11 protein-coding genes, 2 pseudogenes and 1 riboswitch are annotated in these 17,015 nt (G+C 66.6%); of the genes and pseudogenes, 6 read left to right on the forward strand and 7 right to left on the reverse strand.

All coding sequences use genetic code 11. From position 1 onward, the window contains the following. The first annotated feature begins 50 nt into the window (after window positions 1-50). The 6 genes from AC06DU_RS15375 (at window position 51) to AC06DU_RS15400 (ending at window position 8,584) form a co-directional block, all read left to right on the forward strand. A complete protein-coding gene (locus AC06DU_RS15375) occupies window positions 51-1,277 on the forward strand; it encodes an ATP-grasp domain-containing protein (RefSeq protein ID WP_434981830.1) in 1,227 nt (408 codons plus the stop codon). Then, window positions 1,274-3,076, forward strand: a complete 1,803-nt coding sequence (locus tag AC06DU_RS15380; protein WP_478202763.1) for an IucA/IucC family protein — start codon at window positions 1,274-1,276, stop codon at window positions 3,074-3,076. The genes AC06DU_RS15375 and AC06DU_RS15380 overlap by 4 nt, the downstream gene beginning before the upstream one ends. After that, window positions 3,073-4,281: an MFS transporter gene (locus AC06DU_RS15385; protein ID WP_478202764.1), complete on the forward strand. Its 1,209-nt coding sequence runs from the start codon at window positions 3,073-3,075 to the stop codon at window positions 4,279-4,281. The genes AC06DU_RS15380 and AC06DU_RS15385 overlap by 4 nt, the downstream gene beginning before the upstream one ends. Then, window positions 4,259-6,028, forward strand: coding sequence for an IucA/IucC family protein (locus tag AC06DU_RS15390; RefSeq protein WP_478202765.1), 1,770 nt, complete (start codon window positions 4,259-4,261; stop codon window positions 6,026-6,028). The genes AC06DU_RS15385 and AC06DU_RS15390 overlap by 23 nt, the downstream gene beginning before the upstream one ends. Continuing rightward, window positions 6,025-7,221 (forward strand): type III PLP-dependent enzyme, encoded by a 1,197-nt coding sequence (locus tag AC06DU_RS15395; RefSeq protein ID WP_478202766.1) that lies wholly within the window; start codon window positions 6,025-6,027, stop codon window positions 7,219-7,221. Before AC06DU_RS15390 ends, AC06DU_RS15395 begins: the two co-directional genes overlap by 4 nt. A 796-nt stretch (window positions 7,222-8,017) precedes the next feature. After that, entirely contained in the window at window positions 8,018-8,584 is a 567-nt protein-coding gene (locus tag AC06DU_RS15400) for a hypothetical protein (protein ID WP_046343892.1), read from the forward strand. Between the two features lie 9 nt (window positions 8,585-8,593). Here the strand turns inward: AC06DU_RS15400 and AC06DU_RS15405 are convergent, their stop codons facing one another. From AC06DU_RS15405 to AC06DU_RS15435, 7 genes and pseudogenes are all read right to left on the reverse strand, one after another. Further along, on the reverse strand, window positions 8,594-9,730 hold the full coding sequence (locus tag AC06DU_RS15405) for a hypothetical protein (RefSeq protein ID WP_166770968.1): 1,137 nt from the start codon (window positions 9,728-9,730) through the stop codon (window positions 8,594-8,596). A 429-nt stretch (window positions 9,731-10,159) separates the two neighbouring features. After that, on the reverse strand, window positions 10,160-10,894 hold the full coding sequence (locus AC06DU_RS15410; RefSeq protein WP_478202767.1) for an adenosylcobinamide-GDP ribazoletransferase: 735 nt from the start codon (window positions 10,892-10,894) through the stop codon (window positions 10,160-10,162). A 64-nt stretch (window positions 10,895-10,958) separates the two neighbouring features. Continuing rightward, a pseudogene (locus AC06DU_RS15415) lies at window positions 10,959-11,498 on the reverse strand (histidine phosphatase family protein); the annotation flags it as partial. Further along, window positions 11,495-12,541 carry a nicotinate-nucleotide--dimethylbenzimidazole phosphoribosyltransferase gene (cobT, locus tag AC06DU_RS15420; protein WP_024940845.1) on the reverse strand — a complete coding sequence of 349 codons (1,047 nt, stop codon included), beginning with the start codon at window positions 12,539-12,541 and terminating at the stop codon, window positions 11,495-11,497. The gene cobT and the pseudogene AC06DU_RS15415, both read right to left, overlap by 4 nt. After that, a pseudogene (locus AC06DU_RS15425) lies at window positions 12,538-12,692 on the reverse strand (bifunctional adenosylcobinamide kinase/adenosylcobinamide-phosphate guanylyltransferase); the annotation flags it as partial. The pseudogene AC06DU_RS15425 and the gene cobT, both read right to left, overlap by 4 nt. 44 nt (window positions 12,693-12,736) lie before the next feature. Beyond that, on the reverse strand, window positions 12,737-14,614 hold the full coding sequence (gene btuB / locus AC06DU_RS15430; RefSeq protein ID WP_478202768.1) for a TonB-dependent vitamin B12 receptor: 1,878 nt from the start codon (window positions 14,612-14,614) through the stop codon (window positions 12,737-12,739). A gap of 116 nt (window positions 14,615-14,730) precedes the next feature. Continuing rightward, a riboswitch (cobalamin riboswitch) is annotated at window positions 14,731-14,953 on the reverse strand. A gap of 769 nt (window positions 14,954-15,722) precedes the next feature. Further along, window positions 15,723-17,009, reverse strand: a complete 1,287-nt coding sequence (locus tag AC06DU_RS15435) for an O-acetylhomoserine aminocarboxypropyltransferase/cysteine synthase family protein (RefSeq protein WP_478202769.1) — start codon at window positions 17,007-17,009, stop codon at window positions 15,723-15,725. Window positions 17,010-17,015 lie beyond the last annotated feature (6 nt).

The raw sequence follows: 17,015 nt of genomic DNA on the forward strand, positions 1-17,015 counted from the left end.
GCCCGTTTCAGTACCGGTTTTTTCCACCGTCCTGTTGAACGAGAGCTGCCATGACTGCCACATCCGCTGCACCGTTGGTGATCCTCACCCATGTCTGCCATCCGGCCATCACCGAAGGGTTTCTCCCGGCCGCGCATGCGCTCGGCCTGCCGGTGTGGCTGCTGACCGACCACCGACTCGATCACCTCAGCCATTTCCGCGAGCATCCGGCGCATGCACCGCAACGGGTGATCGAATGCGATGTGTTCAATCCGCTCGGCGTGCTGGATGTACTGCACGACGCCGATGTATCGCCGCGCGCGGTGTTCAGCAACAGCGATCATCTGCAGACCAGCACCGCGCTGGTCGCGGCGGGTCTTGGCCTGCCCGGCAAGGACTGGCAGGTCTGCTACGCGGCCAAGAACAAGGCGGCGATGCGTCAGCGCCTGCGTGCGCGTGGACTGCCGTCGCCGTGGTTCTGCACGCTGGCGCCGGGCGCCGCATTGCCGGCCGACATTCCGTGGCCGGTGGTGGCCAAACCGCGCGAGGGCGTGGCCAGTCTGGACGTTCGCCATTGTGCAGATGCCGCGCAGTTGCAGGCCTATCTGGACGATGTGTGGCAGCGCCATCCGCAGCGCACCGTGCTGCTGGAAGGCATGCTGGAAGGGGCGCTGTTTACGCTGGAAACGCTGGGCGACGGCCATACGTTGCAGGCGCTGGGCGGCTTCAGGGTGCGCTTGTCGCCACCGCCGCACTTCGTGGAATGCGAGGCGCAGTGGGATGCCCGCGTGGACACGCCGGTGATTGCGCAGGCGCTGCAACAGTTGCGCTACTTCGGGGTCGGCTTCGGGCTGTGCCATAGCGAATTCATCCTCACCAGCGACGGCCCGGTGCTGGTGGAGATCAACTACCGCAGCATCGGCGACCGCCGCGAGTTCCTGCTCGACGACATGTTCGGCGGGCAGTGGTTCGCCGCCGCGCTGGCGCCGCATCTGGGCCTGCCGCTGCCGCAGCTGCGCTGCGATCGCGCCCATGCCTTGCTGCGTTACTACGTCGCCGCGCAGGACGGCGAGCTGGTGACCGCCAGCGAAGATCGCCGCCACCACGATGCGCACAGCGATGTGCAGTACCGGCGGATGCGCGCGCCCGGCGAGCGCATCCGCCTGAGCCATTCCAACAAGGATTACCTGGGTGTGCTGAGCGCGGTGGCCAGCGATGCACAGGCCCTGCAACAGGCAGTGGTGCATGCCGAAGCGGGGCTGCAGTGGCGGATCGATGGCGCGGAGCTGCGCGCATGAGCAGTGCCGCCGACCAACGCTATATCGCCACCCGCATCATCGATGCCTGCCTGCGCGAGGACCTGCGCGGCATCGCCACCCGCGGCAGCGCCGCAATGCCCGAGGCAGGCGTGCTGGCGGCATGGACCGACCCCAGCCCGGTGGAGGGCTGGTGGCGCATCGCGCATCTGCCCGACGGCACGCTGTGGTTGCCGATCCATCGGCAGGGCTATCTGCAGGACATCAGCGCCTGCGGCGACAGCTGGATCGTGCAGGGCGCCGATGGCGCATATGTCGAACGCGGTGCGCAGGCCTGGCTGCAACGCATGAGCGCGCAGCTGGACGGCGAGACGCAACAGCTGCATCGCGCCTACGCCGAAGAAGCCGACTGCGCTGCCGCCCACCTGGGCCTGGCGCGCCAGGCCTACGACGCGCAGGCGCCTGCGCTGCTCAATGCCTTGCAGCACCCAGATGCGGCCGAGCGGGCGTATCGCTGCGATCAAGTGGCCAGCTACCGCGATCATCCGTTCTATCCCACCGCACGTGCCAAGGCCGGGCTGGATGCCTCGGAACTGCGCGATTACGCACCGGAATTCGCCCCCACCTTCGCGCTGCGCTGGCTGGCGGTTCCGCGTGCGCAGGTCAGCTGCACCAGTGCAGCGCCGGCCGAGTTGTGGCCGGACTTCGCCACGCTGGGCCTGCCGCCCGCGCTGGCCGACACGCATGTCGCCTGGCCGGTGCATCCGCTGGTGTGGGCGCGGCTGGAGCAGGACGGGTTTGCACTGCCGCCAGGCACGTTGCGAGCGCCGCAGGCCTGGCTGGAGGTGCGCCCCACCCTGTCGGTCCGCACGCTGGTGCCGCTGCAGCATCCGCAGCTGCATCTCAAGCTGCCGATTCCGATGCGCACGCTGGGCGCGCTCAATCTGCGCCTGATCAAGCCCTCCACGCTGTACGACGGCCACTGGCTGGAGCGCGCACTGCGGCGCATCGATGCGCTGGATCCGGCCTTGCGTGGCCGCTGCGTGTTCGTGGACGAATCGCATGGCGGGCATGTGGGACAGACCCGTCATCTGGCCTATCTGCTGCGGCGTTATCCACCGTTGGACGCCACCACGCTGGTGCCGGTGGCCGCGCTGTGCGCGCGGTTGCCCGATGGCCGGCCAATGGCGATCCATCTGGCCGAGCGCTCTGCGCAGGGCGATCTGCTCGGCTGGTGGCGCGCGTACACCGAGCTGATGCTGGCGGTGCATCTGCGTCTTTGGCTGCGCTACGGCATCGCGCTGGAAGCCAATCAGCAGAACAGCGTGCTGGTCTACGCCGATGGCCAGGCGACGCGGCTGCTGATGAAGGACAACGACGCCGCGCGTATCGCGATGCCGCAGTTGCGCGCGCAGCTGCCGGATCTGGACGCATTGGGCCCGCTGCACGATGCGCGCATCGCGGTAGACCAGCCGCAAGCCCTGGCGCAGATGTTCTGCACCATCGTGCTGCAGCTGGATCTGCAGGCAGTGCTGGAAGGCCTGGCCGAATGGCAGCCGGCGCTGCGCGCGCCGCTGTACACGCAGTTGCAGACGCAGTTCGCCTTGACGCTGGCGCAGCTGGATGTCGATGGCATCGATACCGCTCCCGCACGTCGCCTGCTGGCCGCACCGCGGCTGCCGGTGAAGTACCTGCTCAGCGCCGGCAGCCTGCTCAGCAAGCAACTCACCGGTGCGAGCGACATCAACAAGTTCTACGGCGATAGCGCGCCCAACCCCTTCGGCGACGCCTTCGCCGGCGCGCAGCACAGGCCGCGTCGGCAGGCGGGTGCCCAGCGATGAAGCGCATCCTGGGCCCGGTGCTGGCCGCGCATTACCTGGCCGCCTTCACCGCACTGGGCATGCCGTTGTTTCTGCCGCAGGTGCTGGCCGAACTGGCACCGTCTGCGGCGGTTGGCTGGAGCGGCGTGCTGTACGTGTTGCCGACGCTGTGCACCGCGTTGACGGCCGGCACCTGGGGGCGCCTGGCCGACCGCTATGGACGCAAGCGTTCGTTGCTGCGTGCACAGCTGGGGCTGGCGCTGGGCTTTGCGATCGCCGGCTTCGCGCCGTCGCTGAGCTGGCTGGTGATCGGCCTGATCGTGCAAGGCACCTGCGGCGGCTCGCTGGCGGCGGCCAATGCGTACCTGGCCAGCCAGCCGCAGGCCGGCCCGCTGGCGCGCGCGCTCGACTGGACGCAGTACTCGGCGCGCCTGGCGATGGTCAGCGCGCCCGCGTTGCTGGGCCTGGCCGTGGCGCTTGGCCCGGCGCAGTCGCTGTATCGCGCGCTTGCGCTGCTGCCGCTGCTGGCGTTCGCGCTGACCTGGCGTCTGCCCGCCGACCGGCCTGCGCCGCGGCCGACCGCCCCAACTGCGCAGTCCACACCCTCCGGGCATGTGGCTACGTCGGCGCCATCGGCGTCAGCACCGACCACCACACCGGCCAGCGCACTATGGCCTGCGTTGCTGATCGCGCAGTTCCTGTTCTGCTTCGCGATGGTGGTGACCTTCCCCTACTTCATCCCGTATGCGCTGGCGCGCGGCGCCGGCCACGACGCGCTGGCCGGCCTGCTCTACAGCCTGCCGCACCTGGTCTATCTGGTGGTGTTGCCGTGGTGGCGGCGCGGCGATGGCGAGGCCTGGCTGGTGCCCGGCCTGGCGCTGTTCGCGCTGGCCTGCCTGTGGCAGGCGCTGCTGCACGACGCCGCCGCATTGGCAGCGGCACGGCTGCTGTTCGGGTTCGGCATGTTGTTCGGCCTGCGTGGGCTCAACCGCAGCCTGGCGCTGCTCGCCAGCGGGCATGGCGCCGGACGCTTGTTCGGCCGCTTCGATGCCTGCGGCAAATGGGCTGGCGTGTTCGCCGGTGCCGCTGCCGGCGCGCTGGCCCAGGCCGCCGGCCCTGCCACTCCCTTCCTGGCTGCCGCGCTGGCTGCGGCGGCCGCTGCGCTCACCGTTCTGGTGCGCTTCCCTTCGAGGAGATCCGCCGATGTCGCCGCACACGATGCATGACCCCTGGTACGACAGCATGGCCGACGCGCAGGCCTGCAGTTGCTGGTTGAACTGCTACCTGCGCGAGTTCGCGATTCCGCAGCGCGCAGCGGACTTCGATTACCGCGGGCTGGATCGCCCAGGCCCGCGCGTGGCCGAGCAGCGCTGGCTGCGGATCGCGCTGGGCGATACCGGCACGCTGTGCGTGCGCATTGCCTATGCCGATCGCCTGGGCCGCTGCCGCTTTGCCTCCACGCCGTTTCTCAAGGGCGCCGGCCAACCGTGGCAGAGCCTGGACGCGCATGCCTTGGCGCGCTGCCTGCTGCAGGCGCTGGGCAGCACGCAGGCGGTCAACCCGGAACTGCTCGCGCAAAGCGCCAACAGCGTGGCGATCACTGCCGCACTGCTGCGCCAGGCACAGGGCACCGCCGCGACCGGCGAGGCGATGATCGACGCCGAACAATCGATGCTATGGGGGCATGCCTTGCATCCCACGCCCAAGAGCCGCGAAGGCGTCGACCTAGCGCAGGTGCTGGCCTGCGCGCCGGAAGCGCGCGCCGCGTTCCAGCTGTTCTGGTTCCGCATCGACCCACGGCTGTTGCGCATGCAGGGCCGCGATGTGCGTGCCAGCCTGCGGCAGCTCTCCGGCAGCGACGCGCTGTATCCCTGTCATCCGTGGGAAGCGCAGCGCCTGCTCGACGACCCGTTGCTGCGCACCCTGCAGTCACGCGGGCTGATCGAGCCTGTCGGCATGCTGGGCGAGGCACTGCGGCCCACCTCGTCGGTGCGCACGCTGTATCACCCGGAACTTGATTATTTCCTCAAATGCTCGGTGCATGTGCGGTTGACCAACTGCGTGCGCAAGAACGCCTGGTACGAGCTGGAAAGTGCGGTCGCGCTCACCGAGCTGCTGGCACCGAGCTGGCGTGCGCTGGCAGTGCAGGTGCCGGGCTTCGATGTGATGCTGGAGCCGGCAGCCACCTCGCTGGAGGTCGCCCAGGTCGATCCCGCCTTGCACGATGCCGACCCACTGGCGGCGCGTGGCCTGTCGGAGAGCTTCGGCATCCTGTACCGGCAGACCCTGCCCGCCGCGCAACGCGCGCGCTGGCAGCCGCAGGTGGCCGCCGCGTTGTTCACCTGCGATGCGCAGGGCAACAGCGTGTGTGCGTCCAGGCTGCAGGCACTGGGCGGCGCGCAGATGGATCGCCACACCGCCACGCTGCTGTGGTTCCGCGCCTATGCCGGCTTGCTGCTGGACGGAGTGTGGAGTGCCTTGTTCCAGCACGGCATCGCGCTGGAACCGCACCTGCAGAACACCGTGATCGGGTTTGCCGATGGCTGGCCGACGCGGGTATGGATCCGCGACCTGGAAGGCACCAAGCTGCTCGCACATCGCTGGCCCGCCACGCGCTTGCAGGGCGTGGGCGAACGCGCCCGGCAATCGCTGTACTACACGCCGGAACAGGGCTGGAATCGCGTGGCGTATTGCGCGCTGGTCAACAACCTGGCCGAGGCGATCTTCCATCTCACCGAAGGCGATGCCGTGCTGGAGGCGCGCCTGTGGCAATGCGTGGGCGAGCTGGCCGCACGCTGGCAACAGCGCCATGGCACGCAAGCCGCGCTGCAGGGCCTGCTCGACGGCGCGCCGCTGCCTGGCAAGAACAACCTGGGCACGCGGCTGTGGCAACGCGCCGATCGCCAATCCGATTACACCGCGCTTCCCAATCCGATTCCACGCATCGCAGCGGCACGGCGGGTGGCGGCATGAGCCTGCGCATCGATATGGACGCCGTGATGCAGGCATTGCCGGGCATCCGCGACCAAAGCGATGGCCCGCTGTGCGCCTACGTCTACGACCTGGCCGCCCTGGATGCGCATGCGGCCTGGATGCGCGCGCAACTGCCGGCCGACTGCGAGCTGTTCTACGCGGCAAAAGCCAATGCGGAGCCGCCGATCCTGCACACGCTCGCCCCGCACGTGGATGGTTTCGAGGCGGCCTCCGGCGGCGAACTGTCCTGGCTGCACACGCAACAACCCCGGGCTGCGTTGTTGTTCGGCGGCCCTGGCAAGCTCGATGGCGAACTGGCCCAGGCCGTCGCGCTGCCCGACTGCACCGTGCATGTGGAAAGCCTGGGCGAACTGGAACGCCTGGCCGCGATCGCGGCGCAGGCCGGCCGCTGCGTGCCGGTGTTCCTGCGTATGAACATCGCCGTGCCCGGCGCGCAGAGCACGCGCCTGATGATGGGCGGGCAGCCCTCGCCGTTCGGCCTGGACCCGGACGATCTGGACGCGGCGATCCAGCGGCTGCGGGCCAGCCCTTCGCTGCGGCTGGAAGGCTTCCATTTCCATCTGATGTCGCACCAGCGCGATGCCGGCGCGCAGTTGCATCTGATCGCCGCCTACCTGCGCACCGTGCAGCAGTGGCGGCAGACCTATGCGCTTGGCCCGTTGCGGGTGAATGCAGGCGGCGGCTTCGGTGTGGATTATCTGGCGCCGGAATCGTCGTTCGACTGGGCCGGCTTCTGCGCCGGGCTGCCTGCCTTGCTACGCGAACACGGCCAGGCACTGCGCCTGCGGCTGGAACCCGGGCGCTATGTCAGCGCCAGCTGCGGCTGGTATCTGATGGACGTGCTGGACCTCAAGCGCAGCCACGGCGCGTGGTTTGCGATCGCCCGCGGCGGCACCCATCACTTCCGCACCCCGGCCGCGCAAGGCCACGATCATCCGTTCCGTGTGTTGCGTGGCAGGCATGCGCCGGTGCTGCGCGACACCCCGGTCACCCTGGTCGGGCAGCTGTGCACGCCCAAGGACGTGCTGGCGCGCAACCAACCTGTCGCAGCGCTGGCGCCAGGCGACTGCCTGGCCTTCCCGCTGGCCGGCGCGTATGCGTGGAATATCTCGCACCAGCAGTTCCTGATGCATCCGCCGCCGCAGATGGTGTTCCTAACGCAGGGGCATTGACGTACCGATTGCGGACGAACAAAGCTTAGGCATGGGTCAGCAGGCCCACATGCAGATGTGCTGTTGCCGCAATTTCCTGAGGTGACTCGAAGTAGCTGTGCAGAAATTTCGTAGAAGTTAGCCAAGCGGATTGTTGCCCAGTGACAACTCTCCTAGGGAAGGTCTGAACGACCCACCAAACCTCTCAAATTCCAGCTTCTTGCATGTCAGTGACGAGCAACATGTCGTGTTTAGTGCGATTTCTGCAACTTTCTAGCGTTTTAGCTGCCGCCAGGCAGCATTACCCCCGGGCCGGCAGCAATTGCCGGCGCACCATCCATCAGTTGGCCTATGGCTCGGCTCTTGCCTGTGCCCTCAGACCCCGAAAAAGGATGGGATCGCGGCATGATTGAGTTCGACCCGCACCATCGTATAGATCTGACCGGCCCTCGGACCGGTTCTATTTCCTCGGTGATCGCCTGACCGCTCCCGGAAGGTCGCGAGCTGCTCCCGGAAGATTTGGCGTGGCTATCGCTCACCGCCTGCCAGGCGCAGGAATGGTTCCGGATGCTGGAAGCTGCACGCTCGGAACCATTGCTCAACCGCACCGCGCTTGAACTCGGCACTGAACTTCCTATGCTTTGACATGAATACTCATCATGGCCTGGACCTTCTTGTAAGTGTCCGTGAAAACGGGGTAGAACCCCCACTGCAATCCTGGAAGGCTAAGCTATGGCTTGTAGCCGCTTGCATAGGGTCACGACAAGAATTGCACGAAACCGTATGTCAAAGACCAACGAATGGAGAACGATTTTAGATGAAGAATTGGCTGATCGGCTTAGTAGTCACCATGGCATGGACTAGCCCCTGCGTTGCTCAAATCGCCCCTGAGTTGCTCGGGGGCGCGGATCCGGATAAGCCAATGTTTAGCGAATCCTTCTACAAGGGGATCGAGGGCAATTGGGTGCTGGTACGCGAACCCGTCAACACCGGGTACCACTGCTCGGTTAATTTCATCACGCCAGATTCCACCTTGTCGTTTCGCGGTCCCGCCGACGCTGGGATGGCGAGAAAGGGTCATGGCAGTCTTTGGTTCATCAGCGAGGCAATCCCCCCGGTGACAAAGCCCGAGATCGCTCCGATCACGTTGTCATCTACCAACCACCCTACGCAGAATGTTCAGGCTGCCCATGTGAGCATGCCTGGCCAGAGCAGTGGGGCGTTGTTGCTGACCATCGACGTGCAGAAATCGGTACAGGAAAAGCCGGACAGTAATGAGCTCGCCATCCAGCTTCAGGGGAAAGAGGTGTTCCGGTCAAAAGTTGTCCAGTTGCAGCTGGCGTATCGCCAGCTTTCGGCTTGCATGAGCGCGGCTCGAAAATAGACCATGATTTCAGCCGTTTGGCACGTTCAAGATGTCGGCGCAGGCGCGACCCATCCCGCTTGTGTCGCCACTTGAATCAACGAAGATATTCACATCGGCAACCCTCAGCATCCCGGCGCTGTCCGGGATCAGCGCATAGCGAACGTTGCAACTTTTATAGCCGCCGCCAGTGTAAGTCGCGCCGGTCACGAGATTCTGCCACATGACGCGATTGTCAAAGGCCTGCCCATAAGAGAGCGTCCGCGCGATCCCGGCCTGACGGACAGCGGGGTTGCCGTTCGCGGCGACGACCTCTTGCTCAGTCTTACCCAGCCACACCTGGATCAGCAGCGATTCACTGCGCGATAAACGCCTTTTCCCACGGTATTCAGCGGCGATCTGAGTAAAGTCCATATCGGCCTTCATTGCCGCCAGGTTGCCCTGTACCCTCCCCTGCGCTTCGGTTACTTGTTGCTGCATTTGGGCCAATTTTGCCGTGAGCGCTGCCGATTCTGCTGGCGTCAGCTTGCGGCCGCGATTGATCGCAGGCTTCGGCACGTCAGACCACAGCGTTTCCCAGGTAAAATCGGCAAGCGAACTCATCGACAGTCCGGCGGGGACCAGTTCCAGTCCATTCAAGCCGATGGCTGCCAGTTTCGCTCGCAATGTATCGGACTTAACCACACGATCGACCGCCGCAGCTTGTTTGGCATCGCCAATGCTGGCACTGTTGCAGGCTACATTCCATGCCTGTCGCATCGTGTAGCTGGTCGTGCTTTGCCAATCGGTGGGCTGCAGATCAATGATCGCCGGATCCTGTTTCATGGTCTTTGCGCCGCTGGCCACCCGGAATTCTACGGAATCCGGCGTGTCCAATATGCCGGTTGAATCAGCCTTGTGCTTGGGTGCGCCACGGCCGCGCCGAATCGACTTGGGGCATTTGAACTGAAGTTGATATTCCAACCATAGGGGTTGGTCGACCGCTTCATAGACCATCGTCAAATCAATCTGAATGACACGGTTTGAGTCAGGATTTGCGAGATCATCATTGATCGGTGTGTGGTCCATAATTGCGTCACTGGCGTAGACGTTGACACGCTTTCCGGCTGCACCTTGCATATCGATCAGAAACTCGCTGGCCCCGACTTGCGTTGCGATGGCCATAATGCCCGCGCCGATTACGAGTTTTGTGATTTGTCGTGTCATGAGCGCTTCCTTACCCGTTATGTCAACTCGCGCTCTACCGCGCACGTATATTACTGATATCAAGACGTTCTCAAAATTTGAGTACGCAATTTTGAAGCTTCTGCCGGAACCTGGCGCTTCCAGGTCGATTGTGCTGCAGCGACGTCGGAAATGCTAAGCCTTATTGCGGAACGCTCTCGTTAGCCTTGTAGACCAAGCGAGGGACTTCTCTGAGTGCCGGGAAGCCACGAGCGACGCTGGCGTTGCACCTGCACCGGAGAACTCAGCAGATGACGCACGCTGACGGATGCCGTTGGTCGCAGCGCCCACGGCCGCTACGCAGGCGCAGACGATGCGCGGGCTGGGGCATCAGTCGTGAGGACGATTACGTCAGCTGCAGCGCCTGCCTGTTCAAGCCGACCACAGCGCCAGCGTCACCAGCAAGGCCGTTTCGGTCAGTTCTACCAATGCGCCGCAGGTATCGCCGGTCATGCCGCCAAGGCGCTGCAGGCAGCCGCGGCGCCAGAGTGCGAACACCAGTGCGGTGATACCAACGCACAACGCCGCGGTGGCCAGCCCGGCAACGATGCACACCGCGGTGCCGGCGCTCAGCGCCAGCCACAGGCCTGCACGTGGGGCGCCCGACAGTGCGCTGCCCAGCCCGCCGGCGCGCACATACGGCGTACTTAGGAACGCGGCAACCAGCGCGCTGCGCGCCAGTAGCGGCGCCAGCCATAGCGTGGTGGGCGCCTGCGCCAGCAGGCTGGCCAATGCGGCGCATTTGAGCAGCGCCACCAGCACCAGCGCAGTCACCGCCATCGGGCCGCTGGTGGGGTCCTTCATGATCGCCAGCGTGCGTGCGCGGTCGCCCATGCCGCCGACCCAGGCGTCGGTCGTGTCGGCCAACCCGTCCCGGTGCAGGGCGCCGGTCAGCCAAGTCCATGCACTCAACAACACTGCCGCGCCCAGCAGTGGCGCCACATCGCGCAGGCACCCTGTCAGGCCGCACAGCAGCGCACCGAGCAGCAGGCCGACCGCCGGATACCACGGCAACGAACGCGCCTGCGCGCCCGGCCGGGCGAACACCGCGCCGGGCACCGGAATGCGGGTCAGGAAGCCGATCGCCGCGAGCAGCCCGTTGATCATCCGGCGTCGCGTGCCGACTGCGGCGCTGCCGACCGCTCCGACGGCAGCGCCGCAGCGACGCCGTTGGCCAGGCCAGCGGATGCAGCGAGGCGTGCGGCACCGCCAGCTCGGTCATGCGGGCGAATCCGTTGCCGGCCACCATGCAGCGCAGCGCGCGGATCGCACCGCCGTGGGTGACCACCAAGACACGTCGGTTCGGATGGGCGCCAATGATCGCATCGAGTGCGGCAGACAGGCGCGCGCAGAAATCGGCAAACGGCTCGGCCTGCGGCGGCGGGTAGCGCAGCGGGTCGGCCCAGAAGCGGCCGAGCGCTTGTCCTTCGTCGCGATCGATCTCGGCCACCGGCACGCCCTGCCAGCGGGCGAAGTGATATTCGCGCAGCCGCGCGTTCAGCTGCAGCGGCACCCCACGCGCGTGGGCCAGTTCGGTGGCGAAGGCCGCGCAGCGCTGCAAGCTGGACGACACCACCACGTCCCATTCGCCTGCGGCGGTGGCTACGCGCAATTGCTGCCATCCCAAGGCGGTGAGGGGGTCGTCGAGCTAACCGCGGTCGCTGCGCTGGCCGGTGTCGCCGTGCCGCAGCAGGATGATCTGCACACTCATGCGTCGGACACGCCGGCTTCGGCAAAGGTGGCCATGCCGTTGTGCAAGGCGCAGGCGTGACGCAGCAGCGGAATTGCCACCGCTGCGCCGCTGGCCTCGCCCAGCCGCAGGTCCAGTTGCAGCAAGGGTTCGGCATCCAGTGCGCGCAGCAAGGCGGCGTGGCCGCGCTCCTGCGAGCGATGGCCGAACAACAGCCATTCGCGCACGCCGCCATTGAGATGGGTGGCGACCAGCGCCGCGGCGGTGCTGATGAAGCCATCCACCAGCACCGGAATCCCGGCCTGCGCAGCGGCGATGTAGGCACCGACCAGGGCGGCGATCTCGAAACCGCCCAGCCGGCGCAACCGCTCCAACGGCGTCGCAGCATCGGCATGCAGGGCCAGCGCACGGGTAATCACGGTGGCCTTGTGGGCGATGCCCTCGGCATCCAGCCCGGTGCCAGCGCCGGCCATCGCCTGCGGAAACTGCGACAGCAGCGCGCAGCCCAACGCCGCAGCCGAGGTGGTGTTGCCAATGCCCATTTCGCCGCCGACAAACAGCTGCGTGTCGCAACTCTTTGCCTGGGCGACGCTTTCGGCGCCCGCGGCAAGCGCGTCGCGCAGCTGGGTGGAGCTCATCGCCGGCTGCTCGCAGATATTGGCACTGGCCGGCGCGATCCAGGCACGCCGCACCCGCGGCAACTCGCCCGGGTCGTTGACCACGCCCAGATTGACCACTTCCAGGCGCGCACCGAGCTCGCGCGCCAGCACCGCAATGGCGGCGCCACCGCGGGCGAAATTACGCACCATCTCGCCAGTGACCGCCTGCGGAAACGCAGACACGCCCTCGGCGGCGACGCCATGGTCGGCGGCATACACCGCGATCCAGACCCGCTGCACGGTGGGGTGCTCGTTGCGCTGCCAGGCCGCCAGCTGCACTGCCAGCTGTTCCAGCCGGCCCAGCGCGCCGTGCGGCTTGGTCAGTTGCTCCTGCCGCGCCAGCGCAGCCGCGCGCACGCGCGCGTCCGGCACCGCACAGGCACCATGGATCCAATCGCTTGTCACACCGCCTCTCCCGTCAGAACCATCGGCAAACCTGCCATCACCAGCACCACACGCTCGCACTGTAGCGCCAATGCCTGGTGCAGCCGGCCGGCCTGTCGACAAATCGAGGCGTGAGTTCGCCCAGCGGCACGACGCCCTGCCCCGCTTCGTTGCGCGCTCACCCCACAGTGCGCATGCCCGGCGCAACAGCCGCGCTTACTGCGCGGCCTGATAACGCAACGTCAGCAGATAATTGCGCCCGGGCTGCGCGTACCAGCGTGCGGTTTCGTACTGGCGATCGAACACGTTGTTGGCGGTGAGCGAGACCTTCCAGTCCGCAGTCACGGCATAGCTCACGCGCAGATCCAGCAACCCGTAACCGGCCAGGCGCTCGGTGTTGGCCAGATCGTCGAAGCGCTTGCCGGACCCGAACAGGCTCGCGCCAACGCCGAATGCACCGAAGCTGCGGTCCGCATCGATGCGCCCGCTCTGCCGCGCGCGCCGCGGCAACCAGTTGCCGTTGTTGACCTCGCCATCGGCCTGCGGCTGCAGCCAGGTCAAGGCGCTGCGTACGGTCCAGCCGGCCAGCTCGGTGTCGTAGCCGGCTTCCACGCCGCGGATGCGCGCCTGATCGATATTGTTCGGCTGCCCGAACGGATGCGCCGCATCCACCAACGATGCGTCGTAGGCGATCAGATCGTCGATGCGGGTCTGGAACGCGCTCAGCGTCCAGGTGCCCCAGTCGTAGCTGCCGCGCAGGCCGAACTCGGCGCTGCTGGAGGTTTCCGGCCCCAGCAACGGATTGCCGAAATCGGGGTAATACAACTCGTTGAAGGTCGGTGCCTTGAACGCGGTGCCGTAGCTGGCGGTCAGGCGCAGATGCTCGGCAACATCCCAGCCCCACAGCAGGCTGCCAGTGGTCTTGCCGCCGAACTGGCTGTTGTCGTTGCGACGCAGGCTGGCCTGCAAGGACTGCGCACCGAAGCTCTGTTGCCACTGCGCGAATGCGGCGCGGTCGATGCGGCTGTCGGCATCGTAATTGTCGCTGCTGGCGATGGCGTCACGCTGCCAGTCGAAGCCGACCGTGAACAGGCCCGCGCCGGCAGCGATATCGGCCTGCAACGTGCCCTGCTTGCGGCGGGTGTCATAGGTGGACAGATACGCACCATCGTAATACGCATCGCTGAAGTCGGAACTGCTGCCGACGCTGGCAGTGAGCTTGACCGCATCGGTGGGCGCGTAACGCACACGGCCACCGACCGCCTGCTGCACGCCCTTGGACAGGTTGCCGCCGAAGGCCGAGCCGTCGTATTCGTTGCGGCTTTGCGCGCGCAAGGCATGCACGTCGGCGTCCCACTGGCGATTGAAGCGCCAGCCACCCTGCATGCTCAGCGAATCGTTGCGGTAGCCATCGCGATCCGGGTCGTAGTCGCTGGAGCTGGTGTCCAGATACGCGTTGATGCCGTCGGTTTCGTCATGCACCGCGTTGGCCGAATACCAGCCACCGCTTTCGCTCAGATCGCCTTCACTGCGCCCGGCCAGGCCCGCGCTATAGCGGCGCGCGTTGTCGCTGCCGGCCGCCGCGCTGAAGGTGGGTACGAAGCGGCCTTGCGGGCGCCGGGTAAAGATCTGGATCACCCCGCCCAGCGCCTCGGAACCGTACAGGCTGGAGAACGGACCACGCACGATCTCGATGCGCTCGATCTGCTCGATCGGCAGATCCTGCAACGCCGCTCCGCCCGAGGTGGCCGAGCCGATGCGCACGCCATCGATCAGCACCACCACCTGATCGGACTCGGTGCCACGCAGGAACAGCGAGGTCGGCTTGCCCGGGCCGCCGTTGTTGGCCAGCGACACCCCGGCTTCGCCACGCAGCAGGTCCTGCAGCGAATTCACCTGGCGACGCTCGATCTGCGCGCGGTCGATCACGGTGACCGGCGCCAGCGTCTGGTCCTGGGTCTGCGCAGTACGCGAGGCGGTGACCACGACCTGGTCGAGATCGAGGGCCGCCTCGGCATGGGCCAGGGTGGCCACGCACAGCGACAGCCCCGCGGCCAGCACCGCACGACGCGGCAAAACGGAAGAAACGGACATCGATTGCTGCTCCTGGAACCGCGCCTACCCGCGCGGGGGCAATGGGGACGGCAGGCAGCAACGGGCCAGCCGTCCAACGCGGCAGCGCCAGACGATCAAGGCCACGCCCACCGCGTGCCGGTTCAATCCCTCAGGCCGGTCTCCGGGCTCGCGAGTGGAAGCCTACGCCTCCGATGCCGCGCCTTCCCATGCGACTGCACAGTGGCGTGTTGCGGCATCTGACCTCGCCCACCGTTGCGGGGGCAGCTCCGGCATTGCAGTTCGCCAAGGCGATCCGCGCACCAGATTCCCGTTTAAACCACCGGCAAACCGGCAGTCACCTCAGGGGCGCGCATGGTAGCAGGATTGGCCAGAGGCGCTTCCGAGGTCTGCGGCAGGCGGCCAGGCGCAACGCGTCTCCACGCACCGGGGGGACCAATCCCTTCTCCCACCGGGAGAAGGTGCCCCGAAGGGGCGGACGAGGGTACGGAGCGAAGCCTCATGCCATGGCTGAAAGCAGCATGCCGGGGCTGCCGGCATGACCGCATGTCTGCCACCGAGTTTCACCTCGCACATGCGAGTGGGCTTCGCTCCCGTACCCTCACCCCAATCCCAGCTCCACGCCCCGGCCCGCGCTTGCGGCGCGGGCGCTCCCTGGCACGCGCGCCCATGGCGCGCCAGCTTTGCCTCCTCTCCCCGACGGGAGAGAGGCTTCGGGTAACTTCGTCATGACCGCGTTCAGCACTTTTCGAAGTCGCGGCAACTCGAAGTCGCGGCAACAACGTGCCGAGGCGGCAGCGTGGCCGGGGATTGGCGGAGAGCGACACAGGGATGTGCCGCGACGGCGAGTCAGACAGGATGTCTGCCGAGCCGAAGAGCCGATCCCCGGCCGCGCTGACGCCCTGACCGAAGCTAGTACCGACAGGCAGTGTGCTTCGCCGTACCCTTACACCTCACCCCTCACCCCTCACCGCTCACCCCAAGCCCCACTCCGCGCCACGGCCCGCCCTGCCAGCGCGGGGGGCACCAAGTCACGCGCCGGTGGCACGCAAGCTGCGCCTTGGCGCCACGTTGGAGGGAGGCCAGCTCGCTCTTCGCCTATTCCAACCCAGAAAGGGGCTCTAAAACTTCACGCCCCCTGCAGCGCCTGCTCCAGATCCGCCAGCAGATCGTCGATGTGCTCGATGCCGACCGACAGCCGCACCGTGTCTTCGCTGACCCCGGCATGTTCCAGTTCGGCCGGGCCCAGCTGACGGTGCGTGGTCGATGCCGGATGCGTTGCCAGCGACTTCGCATCGCCGATGTTCACCAACCGCGTGAACAACTGCAGCGCATCCAGAAAACGCGCGCCGGCCGCGCGCCCGCCGGGCAGGCCGAAGGTCAGCACGCCCGAGCCATGCCCGCCCAGATACTTCTGCGCCAACGCATGCTCCGGATGATCCGGCAACGCGGCGTAATTGACCCAGGCAACCCGCGGGTGCTGCTGCAGATACGTCGCAATCGCCAGCGTGTTGGCATTGATGCGCTCCATCCGCAACGGCAGCGTTTCGATGCCTTGCAGGATCAGGAATGCGTTGAACGGCGACAGCGCCGCGCCGGTATTGCGCAGCGGCACCACGCGCGCACGGCCGATGTATGCCGCCTCGCCCAGCGCTTCGGTATAGACCACGCCGTGATAGCTCACGTCCGGCTCGTTGAGGCGTGGAAACCGCTGCTTGTGCGCCGCCCACGGAAAGCGCCCGCTGTCCACGATCGCCCCGCCGATGCTGTTGCCATGGCCGCCCAGATACTTGGTCAGCGAGTGCACCACGATGTCGGCGCCGAAGTCGATCGGCCGCAGCAGCGACGGCGTGGCCACGGTGTTGTCCACGATCAGCGGCACGCCATGCGCATGCGCCACCGCGGCCACGGCCTCGATATCGGTGATGTTGCCGCGCGGATTGCCGATCGACTCGACGAATACCGCCTTGGTACGTTCATCGATCAAGCCGGCAAACGCCTGCGGATCGCGATAATCGGCAAAGCGCGTGCCGATGCCGAACTGCGGCAAGGTATGCGCGAACAGATTGTAGGTGCCGCCATACAACGCACTGGAGGAGACGATGTTGTCGCCGGCCTCGGCGATGGTCTGGATCGCATAGGTCACCGCGGCCTGCCCGGAGGCAAGTGCCAGCGCACCGATGCCACCTTCCAGCGCAGCCACGCGCTGCTCCAGCACGGCGTTGGTCGGGTTCATGATGCGGCTGTAGATATTGCCCTGCACCTTGAGGTCGAACAGGTCCGCGCCATGCTGGGTATCGTCGAAGGCGTAGGCGACGGTCTGGTAGATCGGCACCGCCACCGCCCGCGTGGTGGGATCGGGCTGATAGCCGCCGTGCACGGCGATGGTTTCGGGCTTCCACTGCGGATCGGTCATGGCGCG

It is taken from the genome of Xanthomonas sp. NCPPB 3200, from assembly GCF_056393585.1.